We start from the raw sequence: 22,535 nt of genomic DNA, 5'->3' as shown, positions 1-22,535 counted from the left end.
TCCGGTACGACTTCCCCGACGATCGCTCAATCGGCGAGTTCGGCCTTCGCAGCCTCGACGTCGAGCCGCTCCATGGCGTCCAAAGGAACGCAGGCGGCCGCTTCCTGGTAAAGCCGCTCGGCCTCCTTCATCTTCGCCTTGCCGAACATCAGGAGCAACGCGTTGGCGTACTCGATGCGGGTGATCGCCGACTCGGGGTTGAGTTTCATCGCCGTATCGAGGAGATCCTTGCCGACATCCTTCTTGACGCCGTAAGTGATGCCGCCGACCAGCGCACCAACCTTGTCGATCACTTCAGCATGATAGGCGCCGAGGGCAAGATGAGCGTCGGCATGCGCGGGTTGCAGTGCCAATGCCTGTGTCAGGCTGTGCTTGATCTTGCCACCCAGCCCCTGCGCCAATGCCTTGACGACCGAGATGCTCTGGCTGTAGCGACCGAGCGCGAAGGCATGCAGATACCATGCGTTGGCATCGTCCGGCGTCTCTTCCTGCTGCTCCTCGCAGCGCTGTGCCACCTCGTTCAACAGGCTCAGCTTGCGCTCGTCGTTGGTCTCCAGATAGCTGGCGTAGATCGTCGCCGCCTTGTTGGCCACGTTGTAGCCAGCCCGGCCGCAGGCCAACCCGGCGGCGACCGCCTGCTCGAAATCACCGGCGTGGTAACCCCGCCAGGCATCCTGCAGCTTCGCGTCGGCCGGGAATGGCTCACAGTCGCCACGATGCAGACGAGCCCAGTTCTTTTGCAACGCCGGGCCGGAATGGTTGTACGCCTTGTCGGGATACGGAAACTTGGTCCATGCCATTGGACATCCTCCTCGATGGGTTGGGAAAGAACGCTCACCCGCGTCGGATCAGGCCGCGAGGTACTCCTGTGCGAGCCTGTCGAGCAGGCCCTTCGATTCTCCGACCAGAAAGGGCGACAACATCGCCATCACCTGATGGACTCCACGTCCGATACGGCCGCTTTCGAGCTTGCCGCGCGGATCGCAGGCGTACTCATAGGACAGCCAGTAAGTGGCGATGACCGTCATGTTCGTCGCCAGCGCCCGCAACTCGTCCCTGCTGGCGCGCATGGCGCCAGCAAGAACGAGACCCTCGCAGAGCGTCGTCGCCGTCCGCACCTTGTGCAGGAGAATCTGTCGGAAATGGACTTCCAGCAGACGGTTGCGCGTCAGCAGGTCATTCAGGTCGCGGTAGAAGAAGCGGTACTTCCAGATCTGCTCGAAAAGCAGATGCAGGAACAGCCAGATGTCTTCCACGTCGGCCGGTCGCCGGGTGGGCGCAGCGAGCGTGTCCTCGATCTCCCGCTCGAAGACGGCAAAGATCGACTCCAGAATTTCGTCCTTGTTATGAAAATGATAATAGAGATTGCCCGGACTGATGTTCATCTCGTCCGCGATTACCGTCGTCGTGACGTTCGGTTCACCGAAGTCGTTGAACAGGCGCAGGCTCGTCTCGATGATCCGCTCGCGCGTACGCCGCTTCGGCTTCCTCTCCATCAGCTCTCCGTGTCGACCTCTCCACGGAAACCAGAATAGCACTCTGCGTGGTGCCAGGGAATCCTTGTCGACAGTACCGCCAGCCGGGCGCCACGGCGACGCGAGTGCCTCAGTCTCCCTGCGTCCGCAACCAGCGCTCGAGATCCGCCAGGGAGGCTTCGAGCGCGCCCGCGCTCGTTGCCAGGTCGGGCCGGCGCTTGTGCGGCAGCAACGAACGGCTGTGGTCCTTGAGCACACCCAGATTGAGCTCGATGCCGTGGCGGGCAAGGATCGGCCGCAACTCGTGCCGGCGACGGTAGAGATCGCTGCGCGTCCGCTGATAGGCATGCTCGCAGAGACGGCTGCGCCCACGATAGCTGAAGACGTTGGTGAAGAACATGTCTACATCGTCGCGGGTCGGCTCGAACAGGACGACATCGCGTCCCTTGAATTCGTGCCGATAGCGATCCATCCCGGTGCGCATCCGCGAATGGATGATGGCGCGAAAGGTCTGCGACAGAACTACCGGCAGGCCGCCGTCGACGAGGTGCTCGGGCGCATGCGGAGGATTCTCGTGCAGCGGTCGCTGGGCAGCCAGTCGCGAGTCGAAGGGTACGAGCGGGTTGATGCAGATGAGGAGTTCGGCACCGGCCTGCAGTGCCACGGACGCGTGCAGCGTCTTGATCAGGGCGCCATCGACGAAGTAGCGTTCGCCGATTCGCACTGGCGGAAACAGTCCCGGCAGCGCGGCACTGGCCTGCACTGCGACCGAAATCGGCACGTCGGCGTGCTCGGGCGATCCAAAGGCAACCGACTCACCGGTGTCGAGGTCGGTCGCGACGATGAACAGCCGCTGCTTCAGCTGCCGGAAATCGTTCGTGCGGCCACCACTGGAGAACAGCCGGCGGAGCAGTCGATCGATGCCGGCGCTGTTGAAGACGCCGGCCGGAATGGCATGACTCATGCTCTGGAAGGCCTCGATCGGCCGTAGATGCCACGGATCCGACAGGTACTGGCGAAGCGACGACCAGAACAGGACCGGCACTGCCAGCGCCCGCCGCACGTACTCCCCGAAGGCGGGCCGCAGCAGCATCTCGGGATCGAACACCTCGTCCGTGTCGTTCTCGACCAGCATCCGCGCCAGCTTGTCGGGCCCAAGCCCGTTGGCCACCGCCGCCGCGATGAAAGCACCCGAACTGACGCCGACGTAGATTCCGAAGGCAGTGAAGTCGACGCCCTCGAGCGCCTCTGCCAAAGCTGCCATCGCGCCAACCTCATAGATTCCCCCAACCGGGCCACCGCCGGCAAGCGCGAGGCCAATCAATGGGTGCATCGTCGCAGCGTTCATCGGTCGTTCCTTTGGCGATGGGGAAACGGCATGCAACAGTCGCTGGCCGACGGCTTCGCGAGCAAGCCCGTCGACTTCGCTTCGACAGCGACGTCAGAAGTCCACGGCGGCAAGCCAAGCATGCTGCGGGCTTGCCCACTCGCGGAGTGCAACCGTCCCCACGGAGTTGGCCGAGCCCGAAACGAGAAGCGGGCAGCGGGACGTAGCGGTCCCGCACGCACCAGCCTACTCGCCGGTCTGTGGAATCGTGTTCAGAACGTCGGCCGGCGTCACCGGCGGCGGCGCCTTGGCCGTGGTCGGTTTGGCAGCGGCACGGCGTGGTGCCGCCCGTACCGTCGCCGGCTTGCTGGCGGGAGCCTTCTCTTCCAGCCCGGCGACCGCGCTGTCGGTAGCCGGCGCTGTCGGCCTGGCGGCCCGCGCAGCCGCCTTCGGCGCGGCCTTCCCTTCGGTCAGCGCCTGCACGGCCGCGCTCAATTCGACGACGCGCCGCGACAGCCGCTCGATATCCTGCTTGCTCGGAACGCCGAGGCTGCCCAGCGCACGCGCCACGCGGTCCTCGAAGACCTGCTCGAGCCGGTCCCAGGTACCTGCTGCCTTGCCGGCCACCTGCGCGATCCGCTCGTCGGTCATCTTGCGTGTCCTCGACTGGATGCTCTCGCCTTCCTTCACCAGCGCCTCGAAGACCTTGCCGCCTTCTTCCTGTGCCTTGGCAAAGGCGCCAAGGCCCGCCAGCCAGATCTGCTGGGCCGATTCCTTGACGGTCGACGCCAGTTGGTTCTCGCTCACATCACCAGCCAGTTCCTTGAGTTTCCTGCCCATTTCGGTCTCCTTAAAGACGATAATCAAGAGGTCAACAAGTTTTTCGCTTGCCCTGGGAAGAGAGTCTAGTGACAATATCTAGAGGACGCACACTAAAGGTCGGCGCAAGCTTCTCCAGCCGAGGGCGATGGGAGAGCACGCAACATGACCACAGACTACCGACATGAGGAGAATGGGATGATCTACTTCGTCACTGGCGCCACCGGGTTCATCGGCAAGCGGCTCGTCGCCAGGCTGCTCGCGCGCCCGGAAGCCACCGTCTATTTCCTGACGCGCGCCGTCGAGCAGCCCCGCCTGCGTGAATGGTACGACTACTGGGGCTGCGACGAAAGCCGGGCCATCCCGATCGTCGGCGATCTGACACAGTCCGAACTCGGTGTCGCGAAGGCGGACGTGCACAAGCTCAAGGGCAGGATCGACCACTTCTTCCACCTGGCTGCGATCTACGATCTGAAGGCAGGCGCCGAGGAGCAGCAGCGAGCCAACGTCGACGGCACCCGCAACACCGTCAGGCTGGCCGAGGAGCTCGCTGCCAGGCACTTTCACCTCGTCAGTTCGATTGCCTCCGCGGGTCTCTTCGAAGGACTCTTTCGCGAGGACATGTTCGAAGAAGCGGAGAACCTCGAGAATCCGTACTTCCGCACCAAGCACGATTCCGAAGGCATCGTTCGCCGTGAGTGCAAGGTCCCGTGGCGCATCTTCCGTCCAGCGATCGTCGTCGGTGACTCGCGCACCGGCGAAATGGACAAGATCGACGGCCCTTACTATTTCTTCAAGCTGATCCAGAAGATGCGCCGGATGTTCCCGTCGTGGATGCCGACGATCGGCATCGAGGGCGGGCGCATCAATGTCGTGCCGGTCGACTTCGTCGTCGCCGCGATGGACCACATCGCGCATCTCGAGAACGAGGATGGCCAGTGCTTCCATCTCACGGACCCGACCCCGATGCGCGTCGGCGACCTGCTCAACACCTTCGCCCGCGCGGCACACGCGCCGGAAATGGCGATGCGCATCAATGCCGCCCTGCTCGGCTTCATCCCTCGCTCGATGCGCAAGGCGATGTTCGCGCTGACACCGGTGCGGCGCATCCGCACGGCGGTGATGAAGGATCTCGGCCTGCCCGATGACATTCTCGATTTCGTCAACTACCCGACGCGTTTCGACTGCCGCGAGACGCAGCGCGCGCTCAAGGGCAGTGGCATAGCGGTTCCGCCGCTCGAGAGCTATGCCTGGCGCCTTTGGGATTACTGGGAACGACATCTCGACCCCGACCTGTTCATCGACCGGACGCTGCGCGGACAGATCGAGGGCAAGGTGGTACTGGTCACGGGTGGCTCGTCCGGGATCGGCAAGGCGACGATCCGCAAGATGGCCGAAGCGGGGGCGATTGCCGTGACGATTGCCCGTGACGCGAAGGCGCTCGACGAAGTCCGCAAGGAGTTCGAGGAAGCCGGGCTGCGCCTGATCACGCACGCAGTGGACGTGGCCGACCCGCAGCAGTGCGAGGCTTTCGTCAAGTTCATGAACGAGGAGCATGGCGGCGTCGACATCCTGGTCAACAACGCCGGCCGTTCGATCCGCCGTGGCATCGAGAACTCCTTCGACCGCTTCCACGACTTCGAGCGGACGATGGAGGTCAACTACTTCGGCGCCTTGCGACTGACCATGGGGTTCCTGCCGGCGATGATCGCCAGGCGCAAGGGCCACGTGATCAACATCTCGTCGATCGGTGTCCTGACCAATGCGCCCCGCTTCTCCGCCTACGTCGCTTCCAAGGCAGCGATGGACGCCTGGGCGCGCTGCGCGGCGTCGGAGTTTGCCGATCGCGGCATCGAGTTCACCACCATCAACATGCCGCTGGTGAAAACCCCGATGATCGCCCCGACCAAGCTCTACGATCAGGTGCCGACGCTGACCCCGGACGAAGCCGCCGACATGATCGTCGAAGCGATCATCCACAAGCCGGTCCGCATCGCCACCCGACTGGGGATCTTCGGCGCCCTGCTGCACTCGCTGACGCCGAAGGTGGCGCAGATCGTCATGAACACCAGCTTCCGCATGTTCCCCGATTCCAGCGCCGCCGCGCACAAACCCAACGAGCCCGCGCCGCAGACGGCGGATCAGGTCGCCTTCTCGCAGATCATGCGCGGCATCCATTTCTGATCGGCTGTCGGTTGCATTCGTCCTGGCGTAGCGCCGCGCGGGCATCGGCGAGGCGCCGGACGATCGACGCACGGTGCTTGCAGAGCGATCTGCCGGCCCCTTCGACGCATATCCATAACACCACCACGCCAAGCCAGTTTTCGGACACCGATCACCATGAGCACGCCGACCACGAAACCCGGCCCGGAGAACGACCCACGCCAACTCCTGAAAGAGTTGCAGGAACGCTTCCCGGTCTTCCGCGAATGCCAGGCACTGGCGATCGGCATCGACAAGCAACTGCTGAGTTGCCTGCCGGGCGTCGATCGCAGGACGCTGCGCATTGCCCTGGCGATGCATACACGCTCGTTGCGTTACCTGAAGACGCTGGCGGGAGCCACCGAGCGCCTCGGTCTCGATGGCCAGCGAAGCGGTGAGGTCACCGCGGCACACCGCGGTCATGCTGCCGAAGTGGTGAAGGAGCGACTGCAGAAACAGGCGGAAGAACGCAAACAGCAGCGCGCAGCGAAAGAACAGGCACGGCGGACCGGCGAGAAACTGGGCCTGCTCGTGGAGAAGTTCAACCGCAACCGTTAGCCACTCCGTGGCAGCCTCGCGCTTCCGCCGCAACGAGGCTCGCGGTCGCGGATGGGCGGTGGGACGCAAGCAGCCACGGCACATCAGTGTGGCAGAAAACCATGGATCACTTGCTCAAAGACAGTACAAAGATCGAGCTCTACGCCTGGCTCGATGACGATGCCGAGCTGCCGGGCTGGGACATCCTGGTCGGCAATCCGTTCGGTCGCTCGTTGCCGGAAGACCAGTTCACGACAGTCCAGAACTACTTCGCCGAGTACCATCTCGAGTATTTCCGGCAACGCCTGTACCGGCAGTTCCCGAGCCGCCTGCATGCCCTGCTGCTCTTTGCCACCCGCATCGACGCCGAAACCTTTCGCCAGAAGCACCCGACGCGTGTCTTCGGCAAGGCGCTCGTGCGTGCGCGCAGCAAGGGCGCCTACGTCTGCTCCTTCCATGACTCGAGCTGGCTAGACTACCTGCGGCTGCCGCACAGCCTCAGCCTGGCGGCCCTCGACGAGATTGCCAATCACTACTGGCGCGGCGCCCTGGTCGAGGAGGTCGGCCTGACCTTCCTCAATGAACGATGGCGCGAACCGCCGGTCATCGAAGCCCTGTTCCAGGGAACGCTCGAAACTGTCACCCGCCGCGCGGAGAGCGGCTGGCTGCCGGGGTTTTCATGAATCCGCAGCGGACGGGACTCCGTGCCTGCGACGGCCCTTGTGCGTCGACGCGACGCAGAGCACTTGGCAGCACCCGCCAACGTTTCAGCAACACTTGGGCGGGGACCGGGCAACGGCTCCCCAGCGCTCGTGTCGCGCAGCACCGCACACCCTGCCGGGTCATCGGCGGGTCACGCGAAACGATCGAGCACGTCGGCAGCCAGGTCGGTCGATCCGCGGTCGACGTCGTTGCAAGGATGTGACAGGCTTTCGCCACATGAGCGGATCTCGTCCCTCTCTCATCATCGCCGGTTCTCGCGAATTGGCGCTGCAGATCGCGGTGCACGCCGCCACATGGGGCGGATTCGATGTTGCCGGGTTCCTGGATGACCGGCGCCCGGCAGGCGAGGATGTCGGTCCTGCGAAGGTTCTGGGGGGGACTTGCGATGCGGCGGCCGTGCGCGGAAACGCATGGCCGTCGTTCCTTGTCGGGATCGGCTACCAGAGCATGACTGGGCGCGCGCTGGTGTACGGGCGGCTGCTCTCCGCCATGACTCCGGCGACGCTCATCCATCCGTCCGTGGTGCGCGGACCGATGACGGACGTCGGCCCCGGTTCCGTCGTTCTCGGCGCCTGCTCGCTTGACCTGCGCGCCCGGATCGGCAGCAACGTGTTCGTCAACCCCGCGTGCTCGCTGTCGCACGACTCCGTCGTGGGAGACCACTGCTTCCTGGCACCCGGTGTCGTGATCGCCGGCAATGTGCTGATCGACGAGGCTGTGTTCCTGGGCATTCGGACGGTCGTCTCGGACGGAATCCACATCGCGTCCGGGGTGCGCACCGGCGCCGGCGCTGTCGTCGTACACGACCTGGACGCGCCCGGCCTCTACGTCGGCACGCCAGCGCGCCGCGTCCGCGACTGAAACGCTGTCCCGAGACCGCCCCAGCGTGGCGACGCGGCTTGCTCCGACGCCACGCTGGTTGCGGCCTTGACGAGATCAGCAGGGCGCCGCAGTCGAGTGACCGGATGCAACGCTGGCCGATGCGGTCGAATCTCCGTACGGCAACAGGCGCTACTCGCGGCGGCAGTTCGGCAGCACGGCAGCAGGGTTAAACGCGTGATTTATTTGGCTGGATGCATGTGATCCACGCGTTATCATTTGCAGCGTCCTGATCGGTGAAACGCGACTGCAGGACAGCAGCCGCCCATACCGGTCGCCACAGCATTCGCCATCAATACCATAGTGGAACACCACCGACCATGCCAACACCGTTGCACGCGCTGATCCAGGGCCCACCGCAGCCGATTGTTGAGGCGCCACGACCACAGATCAGCATCGTTTCCACCCTGTACCGTTCGCGGCCCTTTCTCGAAGACTTCCTCGACGGCTGCCTCGAGGCTCTGCGCCGGCTCGCCATCAGCGACTTCGAAATCGTCCTGGTGAACGACGGCTCACCTGACGATTCCCTCGACTACTTGCTGGCACGCCGCCACGACTTGGCGGAACTCGTGGTCGTGGACCTGTCACGCAATTTTGGCCATCACCATGCCATGCAAGCGGGCCTGCGGCAGGCACGTGGCGACCTGGTTTTCCTGATCGACTGCGATCTCGAGGTCTCCCCGTTGAGCCTGTGTTCATTCCACGACAAACTGCGCGAGACCGGCTGTGACATCGTCTTCGGTTATCAGGAGAGGCGCAAGGGGGGCTGGTTCGAACGGATCAGCGGCGGCCTCTTCTGGAAGGGATTCAACCTCCTGAGCGAAACCAGGATTCCCGAGAACATCGTCACCGAGCGCCTGATGAACCGCCGTTTCGTCGACGCGCTACTGCAGTTGGGCGACCACAACCTGTTCCTCGGCGGGATGATGAGCTGGACCGGCTTTCACCAGATCGGCATCGCAGTGGGCAAGAGCCAGCGCGAGGGAGCGAGCACCTACACGCTCCTGAAGCGCGTCAGCCTGATGGTCAACGCGGTCAGTTCGTTCTCGGCGCAACCCCTGGTCTGGCTGTTCAACTTTGGCGCCCTCGTCACCGCAGTCAGCTTTTCCTACGTCATCTACCTGATGATCAGAAAGCTGCTGTTTGGCGATGCCCTGATCGGCTTCACTTCGGTCATGGGGCTGATGGCGCTGAGCCTGGGAATCCTGACCATGGCCATCGGGCTGGTCGGCGTCTACCTGGGCAAGGTCTTCACGCAGGTCCAGAACCGGCCGAACTATATCGTCAAGGACATCCACCGGTGATGCGTAGAGCTCCCACGCGCCGCTTGCCGCGCTGCCGCCGGACGCCACCCCCCGCCATCGTCGGCTGCAGGGCGCGCGGCCCGGTCGAACGGAACCCGGCGAAGGCTCCGGCAGGGTGGAGCGTTCAGCGCAACAGCGAAGCCCCGCGATTGCAGGAGATGGGAAGCCTGAAATGAAATCCGTTGCCATCCTGCAATCCAACTACCTGCCGTGGAAGGGTTACTTCGACATCATCCACAGTGTGGACCTCTTCGTGTTCTACGATGACGTTCAATACACGCGGCGTGACTGGCGCAATCGAAACCGGATCAAGACCACGCGCGGCGCCGAGTGGTTGACGGTCCCGACCGATGGTGACCAGGACAAGCGCATCTGCGACGTGCGACTGACCGATCCACGTTGGCAAGGCAAGCACTGGAAGTCGATCGAACAGTCCTACAGCAAGGCGCCATTCTTCCACTCCTACCGCGAGTCTCTGCAGGAGGTCTATCTCGGTCGACGCTGGGACCACCTGTCCGACCTCAACCAGCACCTGATCATGATGATCGCGCGCGAGATGCTGGGGATCCGGAGCGAGTTTGCCGACTCGCGAACCTATGCTGCACGCGGCAGCAAGCAGGAGCGGATTCTCGATCTCCTCGATCGCTGCGCGGCCAGCTCCTACCTTTCAGGCCCAGCCGCCAGGGACTACATCGAAGAAAGTCGTTTTGCGGAGCATGGAATCGAGCTGCATTGGCAGGATTACTCTGGCTACCCGGAATACGTCCAGCCGCATCCACCCTTCGTGCATGGAGTCACCATTCTCGATCTGCTGTTCAGCGTCGGCCCGGACGCTCCGTGGTACATCTGGGGCTGGCGCAGCGACCGGCGTGACCCATTGGCGCGGCTGCCGGCGGCAGTGGCGGGCAACGCCGGATGAAAGCGAAACTGCTGCATGTGCTGGGAGGCGGGCAATGGCAATTGCCGACCGTACGACTCGCCAAGGCCCTCGGGCACCGCGTGCTGGTCAGCGACATGTATCGCGAGCGGCCAGCCTATGCCTTGGCGGACGAGCACGAGGTGGTCGATATCACCGACTGCGGAGCGACGCTGCAGCTTGCCTCGCGCTACCGCATCGACGGCATCATCTGCGACACCACCGATGTCGGCGTCGCGACCGCCGCTTTCGTCGCCGAGCGACTCGGACTGCCGGGAATCGGCTACGAGACGGCGCGCAATTTCACCGACAAGGGGCGGATGCGTCGCCTGACCGCCGCCGCCGGCATGGTCGTTCCCCGTTACCGCCTGCTGTCGTCGGCCGCCGGTCTGACGGCGGCGGCGGCAGAAGTCGCCTACCCGCTGATCGTCAAGCCGGTGGACAGCCAGTCGGGGCGAGGCGTCAGCAGACTGTCCGGACCGGACGGACTGGATGCCGCCTACCGTCTCGCGCGAAGCTGCTCGCGGTCGGGTGAGGTTCTGATCGAAAGCTGCGTCGACGGCAGCGAGATCATCGTCGACGGCTTCGTGGTTGCCGGAACGGCCCGGATCCTGGGCATCGCCCGGAAGGTGCCGTTTGCCGATTCGCTCACCGTCTCATCCCGCATTCACTATCCGGGAGCGCTGCCAAACGCCGAATTCGAGCGCATCCGGGCAACGGTCTGCTTCACGCTGTCGGTGCTCGGTCTCCAGGATGGCGTATTCCACGCCGAGTTCATGCTCAGCGGCGAGCACGTGGTGCCACTTGACATCGCTGCGCGCGGCGGCGGCGACATGATCTACACCCACGTCCTGCCGCACATCTCGGGGGTCAACGTGAATCAGGCGATGATCGAACGGGCACTCGGTGAGCCGGTCCACATCAACCCGCTGGCGGTGCCACGAGCCGCAAACATCGAGTTCTTCAGCATGCCACGGGGCACGATAGCGGAAATCGGCGGGGCCGACGCCGCAGCCGCGGTTGCCGGTGTCGTCGCAGTCCACTTCAACCTGCAAGCCGGTGATGAAGTCGGTCCGCTCGAGCACAAGGATCGCCGCCCCGGCTATGTTGTCAGCCTCGCCGACAACCCGGCCGAGGTCATTGAGATCGCCCGGCGTGCCATTTCCCTGTTGCGGGTCCGCATGGCTGGCGACGACGGATTCACCAGCATCGGCTGATTGACTGAAAGGAGAGCAGGATGAAGTTCTTCGACTCGCTGACGCACGTCACCCGTGACGGCAGCTGGTGCGGCGAGCGGCGCTACGACGCAACGCTTGCGCGGCTGTTGCAGGACATGGACGAGGCCGATGTGTACCGTGCCTGCCTGGTGGCTATCGCCGATTACGTCGACAACGAAGTGATCATCGAGTCGGCGCGCGCGCATCCGCAGCGCTTCGTCCCGATCGCCGGGCTCAACCCGCGCACCCTGCCGACGCTGCGCCGGGTCGAGGCGGTGGTGTCCGAACTGGCAGCGCAGGGCTTCGCCGGCATCAAGCTGCATCCGCGCATGAACGGCTACGATCCGCTCGACGCGAAATGCATCGCCGTCTTCGACGCGGCAGCCGAGCACGGGCTGGTTATCCTGCTCGACACGCTCTTCCGGCGTCGCGGACTGGCGACGACCAATGCCCCCGACACCATCGACTACATCGCCAACGCCTGCCCGGACACGCGCATCCTGCTGCTGCACGCCGCCGGTCCGTCGATGCTCGACCTCTTCGAGATCGTGCGCGCCAACCCGAACCTGATGCTCGATTTTTCCTTCACGCTGATGCGCTACGCCGGCAGCCGCCTCGACGACGACATGCGCTACCTCTTCTCGACGACCGACCAGTTGATCACCATCGGCTCTGACTTCCCCGAGTACCCGCCGGCGAGGATCCTCGAACGCTTCGCCCTGCTCAGCGAGGGCATCGAAGCACACCGTGTCGAGAACATCATGTACCGCAACCTCGAACGCCTGTTTGCCGGCTACCAGGTGCCGGTATGATCAGCGGCGAGCAGCGCCGCGCCGTCTTCGCGGTTCAGCCGGGCCAGCCCGCGGCGGGTGGGAGTGCGTCCCGGGACAACACCCACTGGTTGCTCCCCGCGCTGCTCCTGGCTGCCCTGGCCCTGCGCCTGGCGTTCTTCACCGGCTGCTTCGGTTCCGACGAAGTGACCTACACCGAGCAGGCGCTGAAGATTGCGCACGGAGAATGGGCGCGCTCCGACTACATCGGCGCCGTTCGCCTGGGAATCAGCCTGCCGGTCGGTTTCCTCGTCTCGATGCTGGGCCGCAGCGAGTTCGTTGCCAACCTCTGGTCCCTGCTCTGCTCCTTGGGCGAAATCGCCCTCGTCTACCTGATCGCGCGGCGCTTCTGGGGCGAGCGGGCGGCCGTGCTGTCAGGACTCGTCCTCGCCTTCACCCCCCTGCACGCCCACTATGCCGGGCGCCTGATGGCCGACGCGCCACTCGCCTTCTTCATCAGCCTGAGCTTCTTCGCCCTCTTCGAGGGCGATCGCAGCGGTCGGCGAGCGTACTACCTCTGCGCCGGGCTGGCAGCCGGCTTCGTCTGGTGGATCAAGAGCTCGGTCGCGCTGGTTTACGTCCTCGTCTTTGCCCTCTACGTGGTTCGCGAAAGGCGGCTGCATGGCAAGTGGCTGCTGATGGCCACTGGCTTCCTGGCAATGCTCGTGCTCAACGGACTGCTGTTCCTGATCATGGAAGACGACTTCTGGAAGATCTGGCGGATGACGACCTCGGGCGCCGCCGAGTACGTCCAGAAGGTGAGCAGCAGCAACGACCCGACCTTCTACCTGCGGCTCCTCCTGCTCGACATCAAGCACACCTGGCTGCTCGGGCCACTGGCAGTGGCGGGACTCCTTCTCTGGCTGACGCGGAATCGGCACGACGACGGCCTGACCCGTATCGCCATCTGGTGCCTCGGACTGATCGGCGTTTTCAGCCTGTTCATCGTCTCGTTCAGACCGCTGCTGTTGATCACCAAGCAGGTGAACTACGCCATCGTGTTCCTCGCCCCGCTCTCCCTGCTGGCAGGCTATGCACTGTCGCGCCTCGGCCGCAGCCTGGCGACCCTGGTCGCCGTTGGGGCGATCATTCCCCTCGGCATCATTGGCACCGCACTTGAACAACAGGTCATCCAGTCCTTCGTGGCGAACAGCAAGGCGGCGCTTCATTACGCCCGCGAGCGTCCCGACAGCGTCGTCTTCGGCATGACCAGCGCCATCCGCACCGGAAACTACGCCCGGCTGTTCGCAACGTCCCCAGCCGATGCGCCACGCATCGCCGATATCCAGTTGCTCGCCCGAAACGCCCCGGGCGTGGCCTTGAAGGCGGACGCCGACGGATTCGTCGCCTACGCGGTTTTCGATCGCCAGACTGCGGACTGGGGCCAGCAGGGCCCGTATTCACGCCAGGATGGTCTTCCCCGCTGCTGGCACCGCCTCGGCGAACTCGAGCCGGCCGGCATGGGACTCGGTTCATGGGTCGTCAGCGGTCTGCGTTCTGCCGCAGCGATCCTGCCTGCCGTGATCGCCGAGAAGGTGACAAGGCAGCTGGACTTGCTGGCACGCCCCCTGCCGGCGACGATCTACGGCATCAGAGCCGATTGCCTGGCGGACACCGCCGACGCGGAAGCGCGCTGAGGCGCGTGCTGCGCCGGCGGAAATCTGACGATGACTGATCATTCGATCACATTCACCAGCTTCTCCTCGCGCTATCGTTCGCGACGCCGCTGGAGGTGCCGCGGTCTGCGCGCGGCAGGCTCCCAGGGAAGACGAGCAGCAGCGCCGCCAGACGTCGATCGCCGGGGCACCACCAGGCCAACCCCCCGCCGACAGATCGCGGGCAAGACCACCGGTTGGCGGACCTTGACGAGGAGAAAGCCCGATGCAGGCGAGATTTGACATTCCCGGACACGTATACATTGCGCTCACGCTGCTGTTCACGGTGTACGGCCAGCTCGTTCTGAAGTGGCAGATGGGCAGCGTCGGCCCCATGCCCGCAGGTACGCTCGGCAAGCTGCAATTCCTGCTCCTGCAGTTCCTCAACCCATGGATCATGACCGGCCTGGCGTCCGCCTTTCTCGCCTCGCTGGCCTGGATGGCAGCCATGACACGCCTCGACCTGAACTACGCCTACCCGTTCATGAGCCTGGCCTTCCTCATCGTCATGGCTTTCTCGGTCGTCTTTCTGAATGAGGCGCTTTCGCTGCAGCGAATCCTGGGCACGTTGCTGGTGGTCACCGGCCTGGTGATCATGACTCGCTGATCAACAAGCAAGCCCGACCCACGCCTCGCCTTGGCCCCACTTCGACATCGCGTTCGGACCAACACTCATGATCCCGTTCAACAAGCCGTACATGACCGGCAAGGAACTCTGGTACATCTCACAGGCACACGCCGCCGGACACCTCGCCGGCGACGGCCAGTTCACCCGGCACTGCAACAACTGGCTGGAAAGCCGCATCGGCTGCCGCAAGGCCCTGCTCACCCACTCCTGCACCGCAGCGCTGGAGATGGCGGCGATCCTGGCCGACATCAAGGAGGGTGACGAGGTGATCATGCCCTCCTACACCTTCGTCTCGACCGCCAACGCCTTCGCCCTGCGGGGTGCGGTACCGGTCTTCGTCGACATCCGGGCCGATACGCTCAACATCGACGAAACACGGATCGAGCAAGCCATCACGCCGCGCACCAGGGCGATCGTACCCGTGCACTATGCCGGAGTCGCCTGCGAGATGGACAGCATCATGGACATTGCCCGACGTTACGGCCTGCTGGTCATCGAGGACGCGGCGCAGGGCATCATGGCCACCTACAAGGGCCGGCCTCTCGGCAGCATCGGTCACCTGGCAGCGCTGTCGTTCCACGAGACGAAGAACATCATCTCGGGCGAGGGCGGTGCACTGCTGATCAACGATGCCAGCCTGGTGACCAGGGCCGAGATCGTTCGCGAGAAGGGGACCAACCGCAGTCAGTTCTTCCGTGGGCAGGTCGACAAGTACACCTGGGTCGACATCGGCTCTTCTTATCTCCCCGGAGAGATCATCGCCGCCTTCCTCTGGGCGCAGATGGAAGAAGCAGACGCCATCAACAAACGCCGGCTTGCCCTCTGGTCGACCTACCATCAGTGGTTCCGGCGAGCCGAGGAGAAGGGTGCCTGCCGGCGGCCAATCATTCCGCGCGACTGCTCGCACAACGCGCATATGTATTACCTGCTGCTGCCCGACCTCGAACGCCGAACGCGCTTCATAGAAACGATGCGAGCGCACGCCATCGGCACGGTGTTCCACTACGTCCCGCTGCACAGCGCGCCCATGGGCCAGCAACTCGGACGCATCTGCGGCAGCATGGGTCATACCGATTCACTGTCCGAGCGGCTGGTTCGCATGCCCCTGTGGCTCGGTCTCGAGGACGAGCAGGCACGGATCATCCAGGAAGCAACCAACGCTCTTGCTTGATGGCGACATCTCCGGCAGCACAGTCCGGCTGCGGCGCGCAGGCTGCCATGTTCCGCGGAGTGCCGCTAGAATGCGAAGTGCGCCGGATCATGCCGACGGCGCTGCAAGACCGTCGCCGGCACGATACGCTGCCAGCCACCTCGACCAGGATGGCACAAACCCGAACGGGACGCAGTGCGCAGCGAGCCACCGGCGCTGACCGTGACCTCCCACCACCCCACCTGAGAACAGGAAAGCCGAGCATGTTCAGCGATGCCAACCGGTCCCGCCACCTCCCTGACCATCCAGTCGTACGCCTTGCCTGCGTCATCGCCCTGTGGAGCCTGACCGGGGTCGCCAGTGCGCAGGTGAAGAACGTTACGGCTGCCGAGATGGCCGCAGCCCCAAGCTACTGCCCCTACACGGCAAGCCATGGCAGGAGCGGAACGCCCGGCGCCCCGTCCGCCGAAGCCAAGCGCTGGGTCGCCATCCTGGGCCCGACCTTCTGGCATTTGCACCATTATTGCTGGGGGAAGTTGAACCTGCAGCGAGCGATGCGCAGCAGCACCACCGAACAGGAAAGGCAGTTCCTTCTCGGCACCGTGGTCGGCGACTACTGGTATGTGATCCGGAACAGCAACCGCGATTTCATCCTGCTCCCCGAGATCTACGCCGGCATCGGCGAGATCGAACTGCGTCGCGGACGCCCGCCGGAAGCGAGCAGGGCCTTCGCCGAGGCCAGGGCGCTGAAACCCGATTACTCGCCCGGATATTCGCACTGGGCCGAGCACCTGATTCGGTCCGGACAGAAGGCAGAGGCCAAGCAACTGGTCAGGACCGGACTCGAATACAATCCGGACGCCAAGACCCTGCGCGAGCAGTATCACCTGCTGGGTGGCAACCCGTCGGAGATCGTGCCGCGGGAAAAGGATGGTGGGAAGCGAGCGGAACCGATCGACGATGGCGAATCGCTCATGCTCTTCGAAGAGTCCGAACCCGAGGCAGCTGGCGCGTCGCGCCGGAGCGCGACGACGCCCTGATACGCGCAGCGGAACCCGGCTCCCGCACGACCGCGCAGGCGCGCGCGTTCACATCCCCGGCAAGCGGGTGATCCGGGTGGAAACAGTACAAGAGTGCAAAATTGTGCTTGAGCACGCGCCATCCGCCCAGTATAATCCTGCCCTCAAACACGGCAAGGCGCCCGTAGCTCAGATGGATAGAGTACTTGGCTACGAACCAAGGGGTCGGGCGTTCGAATCGCTCCGGGCGTGCCACTGGCAGCAAACACTGAAGCCACCGTCGCGGTGGCTTTTTTGTCGCCTCCCGGCAGCCGTCCATGCGAGAATCTTATTTCATCCACCGAACCGCGCGGCGACACCACCTGCCACCTTGAAGATCCTGCTCAGCGGCAAGAATGGCCAGGTCGGCTTCGAACTGCAGCGAGCGCTCGCGCCGCTTGGCGAGGTCGTCGCGATCGGCCGGGCGGAGTGCGACCTTGCCAAGCCCGCGGCCATCCGCCAACTGGTCCGTGCGGTCCGCCCGGCGATCATCGTCAACCCGGCAGCGCACACCGCGGTGGACCGAGCGGAGACCGAGCGCGATCAGGCCTTCGCGGTCAACGCGACCGCGCCACGAGTCTTCGGCGAGGAAGCGGCGCGGCTGGGCGCGTTCGTCGTGCACTACTCGACCGACTATGTCTTTGACGGCAGCAAGGAAGGTCCCTACGATGAACTGGACGCAACCCGACCGCGCAGCGCCTACGGTCAGAGCAAGCGTGAGGGCGAAGTCGCCCTGCAGGCGGCCACCCCGCGCCACCTGATCCTGCGTACCGGCTGGATTGCCGGTGCCCACGGCGGCAACTTCGCGAAGACCATTCTGCGGCTTGCGAGCGAGCGCGACAGTCTCGGCGTCGTTGGCGACCAGTGGGGAACCCCGACTTCGGCTGCGCTGCTGGCTGACATCACCGCCCACCTCGTTCGCCAGCAGCAACGAGCGGACGACCTGCAAGCCTTCCCCTACGGAATCTACCATTGTGTCGCCGGCGGCGACACCAACTGGTGCGACTACGCCCGCTTCGTCGTCGACGAAGCGATCCGTGCGGGCAGGCAGCTGCGGGCGAAACCGGAAACGATCACGGCGATTTCGACCGCCGAATACCCGACTGCCGCCAGCCGCCCCGCCAACTCCCGACTCGACACGCGCAAGCTGCAGCATGCCTTCGGCCTGGAGCTGCCACACTGGCATAGGGGCGTGCGACACGTTCTGCAGCAGATCCTCGGCACCTGAACGATGCCTGGCAGCCGGCTCCCCTTCGCCGCATCGCGGCCCCACACCGACGGCAGCAGAGTGGCGACCGCCGCTGCAACCTCGACGACCAGGGAAGCCCGGCCAGCGAGAAGACAGGAACCGGAGCACGGATGATCGTCACCGCCACCGCCATTCCCGACGTCCTGCTGATCGAACCGGAAGTTTTCGGCGACGAACGCGGATATTTCTTCGAGAGCTTCAATGCCCGCTCGTTCGCCCGCGCAACCGGCCTCGAACCCTCCTTCGTGCAGGACAACCACTCGCGCTCCGCCCGCAACGTCCTGCGCGGACTGCACTACCAACTACCGCCGAAGGCCCAGGGCAAGCTGGTGCTGGTCGTGCAGGGGATGGTCTTCGACGTCGCGGTCGATCTGCGCCAGCACTCGCCGACCTTCGGCCGTTGGGTCGGTCACGAACTCAGCGGAGAGAACAAGAGGCAGTTGTGGATTCCCCCGGGCTTCGCCCATGGCTTCTTGGTGCTGTCGCAAAGCGCCGAGTTCCTCTACAAGACGACCGACTACTACTCGCCGGAACACGAGCGCAGCCTGCTCTGGAACGACCCGGACATCGCCGTCGACTGGCCGCTCGATGGGCCGCCGATTCTCGCCCGCAAGGATGCCGGCGCACCGCCGCTGGCGGCTGCCGACCGCTTCCCCTGAATCCCGTATGGCCCTGCGCTCGCGCAACTGCCGTGGCACGGTCGGCGCCCCGAGCGGCGGCTGCGGCGATCATGGCACCGCTCCGGAACGCCGATCGTCCGGCGGCAGCTTGCCGCCGGGGGTGACACGTGCGAAGATTGGCGACCGACCCCTCCCGCGCTGACCGACTTGATCGGACCACACGCTCACCCACACCAACACGGCATCAACATCGAAGCGCTGCTGGCGCACGTCCCGCTGTTCAACGGACTGGAACCCGAAGAGATTGCCCGCCTGGCCCGCGGCTCGCGTGAAATCACCGTGACCCGTGGCGACATCCTGTTCCACAAGGGAGACACGCCGACCGGCTTCTACCTGATCGTCTATGGGCAGGTCAAGCTGGCCTTCACCTCGCCACAGGGTGGCGAGAAGGTCGTCGACATCGTCGGCCAGGGCCAGACCTTCGGCGAGGCCGTCATGTTCATGGACAAGCCGTTCATGGTCTACGCGCAGGCACTCGCCGACTCGCTGTTGCTGCACATCTCGAAGACCGCGATCCTCGACGAGCTGGACAAGGATCCGAAACTCGGGCGCAAGATGATTGCCGGGTTGTCGATGCGCCTGCACCACCTGATCAACGATGTCGAGTCCTATTCGCTGCACTCCGGTCGGCAGCGGATCATCGGCTATCTGTTGCGCGAGTACCCGAACGGCGGCGAGCGGGCGATCACCGTGACGCTGCCGACCAACAAGGGCGTCATTGCCTCCCGTCTCAACCTGACGCAGGAACACTTCTCACGCATCCTGCACGAACTCTCCGAAAAGGGATTGATCGTCGTGGAAGGACGAAAGATTCACATCCCGGAAGTCGAGAAGCTGCGTTGCCACGAGCACTGAGGCCGGGGCCACACCATACCAACCAAGAGGAGACAATGAAGCATGGCACTGGAAACCGAGATCAAGCTGAGCCTGCCCGCAGCGGCCGTACGCCGCCTGTCGTCTCACCCGCTGCTGGCCGCAAGCAAGCCGATGCGACAGAAACTGGTCAATACCTATTACGACACCCCGGACCAGCGACTGCAGCGCAAGCGCCTCGCCGTTCGTTACCGGCAGAAGGGTGAGGCATGGCTGCTCACCGTCAAGAGCGACGCCCCGTCGCCCGGCGGACTGGCGCAGCGCCGCGAATGGGAAGTACCCGGCCAGCCGGGGCAGTTCGACTTCACCCATGTCGACAGTCCCAAATTGCGCCGCTTCCTCGATGAGGCCACAGCAGAGCTCGCCCCGGTATTCACCACCGACTTCACGCGCAGCCTGTGGGTACTGACGCCGCGCGAGGGCAGCCGCATCGAGGTTGCTCTCGACCGCGGAACGATCGTCGCCGGCGAACGCAAGGAAAGCATCTGTGAACTCGAAATCGAGCTGCTTGAGGGAGATGCCAGCGACCTCTTCGCCGCCGCCCTGGCCCTGCAGTCCGATCTGCCGCTGCACCCTGAAGGCGCCAGCAAGGCCGAGCGCGGCTACCGTCTGGCGCACGATGCCAAGCTGGCACCCGTCAAGGCGGGGCCAGTCCCGCTGAGCATGGGGATGACCAGCATCGGCGTCTTTCGCAGCACTGCTTTCTCCTGCCTGTCGCAGCTGCAGGGCAACGAACGCGGCGTCCGTGAAACCGATACCCCGGAGTTCATCCACCAGGCACGGGTGTCGATCCGCCGCCTGCGCTCGGCGATCCGCCTTTGGCGACCGCTGCTGCCCGAGGACTACGTCAGCAACTTCGACCCGCGCTGGCGGACGCTGGCCAACCAGCTCGGCGACACGCGCAACTGGGATGTCTTCATCACCGAGATCCTGCCGCCGATCGTCAAAGCCTTCCCCGATCATGGTGACGTCCAGAGACTGTCGACGCTGGCGCGCAACCACCTGACCGCCTGCCGCAAGACGGCGCAGGCGGCGATCAAGGCGGAGTCCTACTCGCAGCTGCTGCTCGAGTTCACCGCCGCCACGCTGGCGCTCCCGGAGAGTCGAAAGCCCACCATCACGACCTTTGCACCCCGTTCGCTGAACAAGCGCGCGAAGCGTGTCGCCGCGCTCGCAGCCGAAACCCGCGATTCGAACCCGGAAGCCCGGCACGCCCTGCGGGTCGCCCTGAAACGCCTGCGCTACGCCATCGAGTTCTTCGCGCCGCTGTTCCCGGCGAAGCGGCTGCAGCGCTACCACCAGAGTGCCGCCGGCCTCCTCGACCTCCTCGGACGGATGAACGACGCGACGGTCGCCGAGCAACTCGTCCTGCAGGCCGTTCCGGGCCACCACAGCGACCTCGTGCGCGCCTGGTTGGCGGGTCGCAACGACCTGATGCTGACGCAGCTGGAGCCGCTGCTGGCCGAGTTCCTCAGCCACCCGCCGCCTTGGGAACATGGCTGAACGCCGGGCCGGCGATCGGCCCTGAGCCGGCGCCGATGAGGTTGCAGCGAGCCGTCGCCAGCACGCCGAGGTGCCGCATGTGGCCGCGAACTGCCGCAGCCGGACGGCGAACAGCTTGATCCGCGCCGCCCTCGTGCTGATGCTCGCCGGCTGGCTGGGCATGGTCGCTGCCGCCGAATTGCCGGCCAGCGTCAGCCGCGCGCTCGAGCAGGCGGGAATTCCCGTCCGCTCGGTCGGCATCGTCGTGCAGGCGGTGGAGGGTGGAGCACCACTGCTCGCCCACAATGCACGGACAGCGCTGAACCCGGCGTCGGCGATGAAGCTGCTGACCACCTATGCCAGCCTCGAACTGCTCGGCCCCGCCCACACCTGGCGCACGGAAGCGCTCGCCGACGCCGCCGTCCGCGACGGCCGGCTCGATGGCAACCTCTACCTGCGCGGCAGTGGCGATCCCAGGCTCGGCCTCGAGCAGTTCTGGCTGCTCCTGCGGCAGATCCGTGTTCGCGGCGTCAGCGAGATCAGGGGCGATGTCGTGCTCGACCGCAGCGCTTTCGCCGTCGCCGAACACGATCCCGGGGCCTTTGACGGCCAGCCCCTGCGCCCCTACAACGCCGGTCCCGACGCGCTGCTGGTCAACCTGGCGAGCATCCGGCTGACGCTGCAGGCTGACGCCGCACGGTCGATGGTCAGGGTGATCGCCGAGACGCCGAGCGACGGCCTGCGCATCAGCAACCGGATCAGCCTCGGGCACGAGGGCTGCGGCGACTGGCGCGAACAGATCCGGACGACGGTCAGCGGCCAGACGATCGAACTCGCCGGCAGTTTCCCGGCGGCCTGTGGCGAGAAGGCGCTGCACCTCATGCCCTGGCCTGCCGACAATCAGGTCGAGGGACTCTTCCGCGCCCTCTGGCAAGAGCTCGGCGGCAGTTTCGGCGGCCGCGTGCGTGCCGGGCGGACACCGGGCACGGCCAGCATGATCGCCAGCCAGGAGTCACCGCCACTCGGCGAGATCATCCGCGAGATCAACAAGTACAGCAACAACGTCATGGCGCGCCAGCTGTTCCTCAGCCTCGATGGCGAGCGACCCGCCACCGCCGACGGCGCACGCCGGCAGGTCGGAGCCTGGCTGCGGGCCAAGGGCCTCAAGCTGCCCGAACTGGTGGTCGACAACGGCTCCGGGCTGTCGCGCAGCGAGCGCATCTCGGCCGAGGGGCTGACGCAGCTGCTGCACGCCGCTTGGCAGAGCCCGGTCATGCCCGAATTCATCGCCTCGCTGCCGCTCGCCGGCGTCGACGGCACGCTGCACCGGCGCCTCAACGGCAGTGCCGCCGGCGGCAGAGCGCATCTCAAGACGGGCTACCTCGAGGGCGTCCGGGCGGTGGCCGGCTACCTTCTCGATCAGGGCGGCAGGCGCTGGATCGTCGTCTTCCTGATCAACGACCCGAAAGCCAGGCTCGGCAAGCCGGCGATCGACGCCCTGCTGCAGTGGCTGGCGGAGCGCTGAGCGGCA

At 65.0% G+C, this 22,535-nt stretch carries 21 protein-coding genes and 1 tRNA gene; 18 read left to right on the top strand and 4 right to left on the bottom strand.

Translation table 11 applies throughout. The features are described from left to right. Positions 1–26 precede the first annotated feature (26 nt). From NFW30_RS03955 to NFW30_RS03940, 4 genes are all read right to left on the bottom strand, one after another. Complete coding sequence (locus NFW30_RS03955; RefSeq protein ID WP_295371775.1) at positions 27–800, bottom strand: hypothetical protein; 774 nt, start codon at positions 798–800, stop codon at positions 27–29. A 48-nt stretch (positions 801–848) separates the two neighbouring features. Then, entirely contained in the window at positions 849–1,496 is a 648-nt protein-coding gene (locus tag NFW30_RS03950) for a TetR/AcrR family transcriptional regulator (protein WP_295357649.1), read from the bottom strand. Positions 1,497–1,605: 109 nt separating this feature from the next. Continuing rightward, entirely contained in the window at positions 1,606–2,823 is a 1,218-nt protein-coding gene (locus tag NFW30_RS03945; protein ID WP_295357645.1) for a patatin-like phospholipase family protein, read from the bottom strand. A gap of 225 nt (positions 2,824–3,048) precedes the next feature. Further along, a complete protein-coding gene (locus NFW30_RS03940; protein ID WP_295357635.1) occupies positions 3,049–3,642 on the bottom strand; it encodes a phasin family protein in 594 nt (197 codons plus the stop codon). A 177-nt stretch (positions 3,643–3,819) separates the two neighbouring features. On the opposite strand from NFW30_RS03940, the gene NFW30_RS03935 reads away from it, so the two are divergent. From NFW30_RS03935 to dacB, 18 genes are all read left to right on the top strand, one after another. Next, positions 3,820–5,805 carry an SDR family oxidoreductase gene (locus NFW30_RS03935; protein WP_295357652.1) on the top strand — a complete coding sequence of 662 codons (1,986 nt, stop codon included), beginning with the start codon at positions 3,820–3,822 and terminating at the stop codon, positions 5,803–5,805. 156 nt (positions 5,806–5,961) lie between these two features. Beyond that, a complete protein-coding gene (locus tag NFW30_RS03930; protein ID WP_295357632.1) occupies positions 5,962–6,381 on the top strand; it encodes a ProQ/FinO family protein in 420 nt (139 codons plus the stop codon). 101 nt (positions 6,382–6,482) lie between these two features. Continuing rightward, positions 6,483–7,043 (top strand): hypothetical protein, encoded by a 561-nt coding sequence (locus NFW30_RS03925; RefSeq protein ID WP_295357629.1) that lies wholly within the window; start codon positions 6,483–6,485, stop codon positions 7,041–7,043. A 256-nt stretch (positions 7,044–7,299) separates the two neighbouring features. Continuing rightward, positions 7,300–7,944 (top strand): acetyltransferase, encoded by a 645-nt coding sequence (locus NFW30_RS03920; RefSeq protein ID WP_295357626.1) that lies wholly within the window; start codon positions 7,300–7,302, stop codon positions 7,942–7,944. Positions 7,945–8,282: 338 nt separating this feature from the next. Then, positions 8,283–9,266, top strand: a complete 984-nt coding sequence (locus NFW30_RS03915) for a glycosyltransferase family 2 protein (RefSeq protein ID WP_295357623.1) — start codon at positions 8,283–8,285, stop codon at positions 9,264–9,266. Positions 9,267–9,438: 172 nt separating this feature from the next. Then, positions 9,439–10,185 carry a WbqC family protein gene (locus tag NFW30_RS03910; protein ID WP_295357620.1) on the top strand — a complete coding sequence of 249 codons (747 nt, stop codon included), beginning with the start codon at positions 9,439–9,441 and terminating at the stop codon, positions 10,183–10,185. Further along, the gene (locus NFW30_RS03905) at positions 10,182–11,399 is read left to right on the top strand and encodes an ATP-grasp domain-containing protein (protein WP_295357618.1); all 1,218 of its coding nucleotides are present in this window, start codon (positions 10,182–10,184) and stop codon (positions 11,397–11,399) included. The genes NFW30_RS03910 and NFW30_RS03905 overlap by 4 nt, the downstream gene beginning before the upstream one ends. Positions 11,400–11,419: 20 nt before the next feature. Next, complete coding sequence (locus tag NFW30_RS03900) at positions 11,420–12,211, top strand: amidohydrolase family protein (RefSeq protein WP_295357616.1); 792 nt, start codon at positions 11,420–11,422, stop codon at positions 12,209–12,211. Further along, positions 12,208–13,866, top strand: a complete 1,659-nt coding sequence (locus NFW30_RS03895; RefSeq protein WP_295357614.1) for a glycosyltransferase family 39 protein — start codon at positions 12,208–12,210, stop codon at positions 13,864–13,866. Before NFW30_RS03900 ends, NFW30_RS03895 begins: the two co-directional genes overlap by 4 nt. Positions 13,867–14,110: 244 nt before the next feature. Next, entirely contained in the window at positions 14,111–14,491 is a 381-nt protein-coding gene (locus NFW30_RS03890; RefSeq protein ID WP_295357613.1) for an EamA family transporter, read from the top strand. A 67-nt stretch (positions 14,492–14,558) separates the two neighbouring features. After that, on the top strand, positions 14,559–15,683 hold the full coding sequence (gene rffA, locus NFW30_RS03885) for a dTDP-4-amino-4,6-dideoxygalactose transaminase (RefSeq protein WP_295357611.1): 1,125 nt from the start codon (positions 14,559–14,561) through the stop codon (positions 15,681–15,683). A 242-nt stretch (positions 15,684–15,925) separates the two neighbouring features. Continuing rightward, entirely contained in the window at positions 15,926–16,702 is a 777-nt protein-coding gene (locus tag NFW30_RS03880) for a tetratricopeptide repeat protein (RefSeq protein ID WP_295357608.1), read from the top strand. Positions 16,703–16,859: 157 nt separating this feature from the next. Beyond that, positions 16,860–16,936 (top strand) — tRNA-Arg (locus tag NFW30_RS03875). Between the two features lie 115 nt (positions 16,937–17,051). Beyond that, positions 17,052–17,948 (top strand): dTDP-4-dehydrorhamnose reductase, encoded by an 897-nt coding sequence (rfbD, locus tag NFW30_RS03870; RefSeq protein WP_295357605.1) that lies wholly within the window; start codon positions 17,052–17,054, stop codon positions 17,946–17,948. A gap of 131 nt (positions 17,949–18,079) precedes the next feature. Next, the gene (gene rfbC / locus NFW30_RS03865) at positions 18,080–18,628 is read left to right on the top strand and encodes a dTDP-4-dehydrorhamnose 3,5-epimerase (RefSeq protein WP_295357602.1); all 549 of its coding nucleotides are present in this window, start codon (positions 18,080–18,082) and stop codon (positions 18,626–18,628) included. A gap of 168 nt (positions 18,629–18,796) precedes the next feature. Further along, complete coding sequence (locus NFW30_RS03860; protein WP_295357599.1) at positions 18,797–19,504, top strand: Crp/Fnr family transcriptional regulator; 708 nt, start codon at positions 18,797–18,799, stop codon at positions 19,502–19,504. A gap of 42 nt (positions 19,505–19,546) precedes the next feature. Further along, positions 19,547–21,025, top strand: a complete 1,479-nt coding sequence (locus NFW30_RS03855; protein WP_295357596.1) for a CYTH and CHAD domain-containing protein — start codon at positions 19,547–19,549, stop codon at positions 21,023–21,025. Positions 21,026–21,140: 115 nt separating this feature from the next. Continuing rightward, on the top strand, positions 21,141–22,529 hold the full coding sequence (gene dacB / locus NFW30_RS03850) for a D-alanyl-D-alanine carboxypeptidase/D-alanyl-D-alanine-endopeptidase (protein WP_295357592.1): 1,389 nt from the start codon (positions 21,141–21,143) through the stop codon (positions 22,527–22,529). Positions 22,530–22,535: the final 6 nt, after the last annotated feature.

Source organism: Accumulibacter sp., assembly GCF_023806635.1.
Taxonomy (GTDB): domain Bacteria; phylum Pseudomonadota; class Gammaproteobacteria; order Burkholderiales; family Rhodocyclaceae; genus Accumulibacter.
The sequence above is the reverse complement of the archived record's forward strand: the minus strand, read 5'-3'. Positions and strand labels throughout refer to the sequence as shown.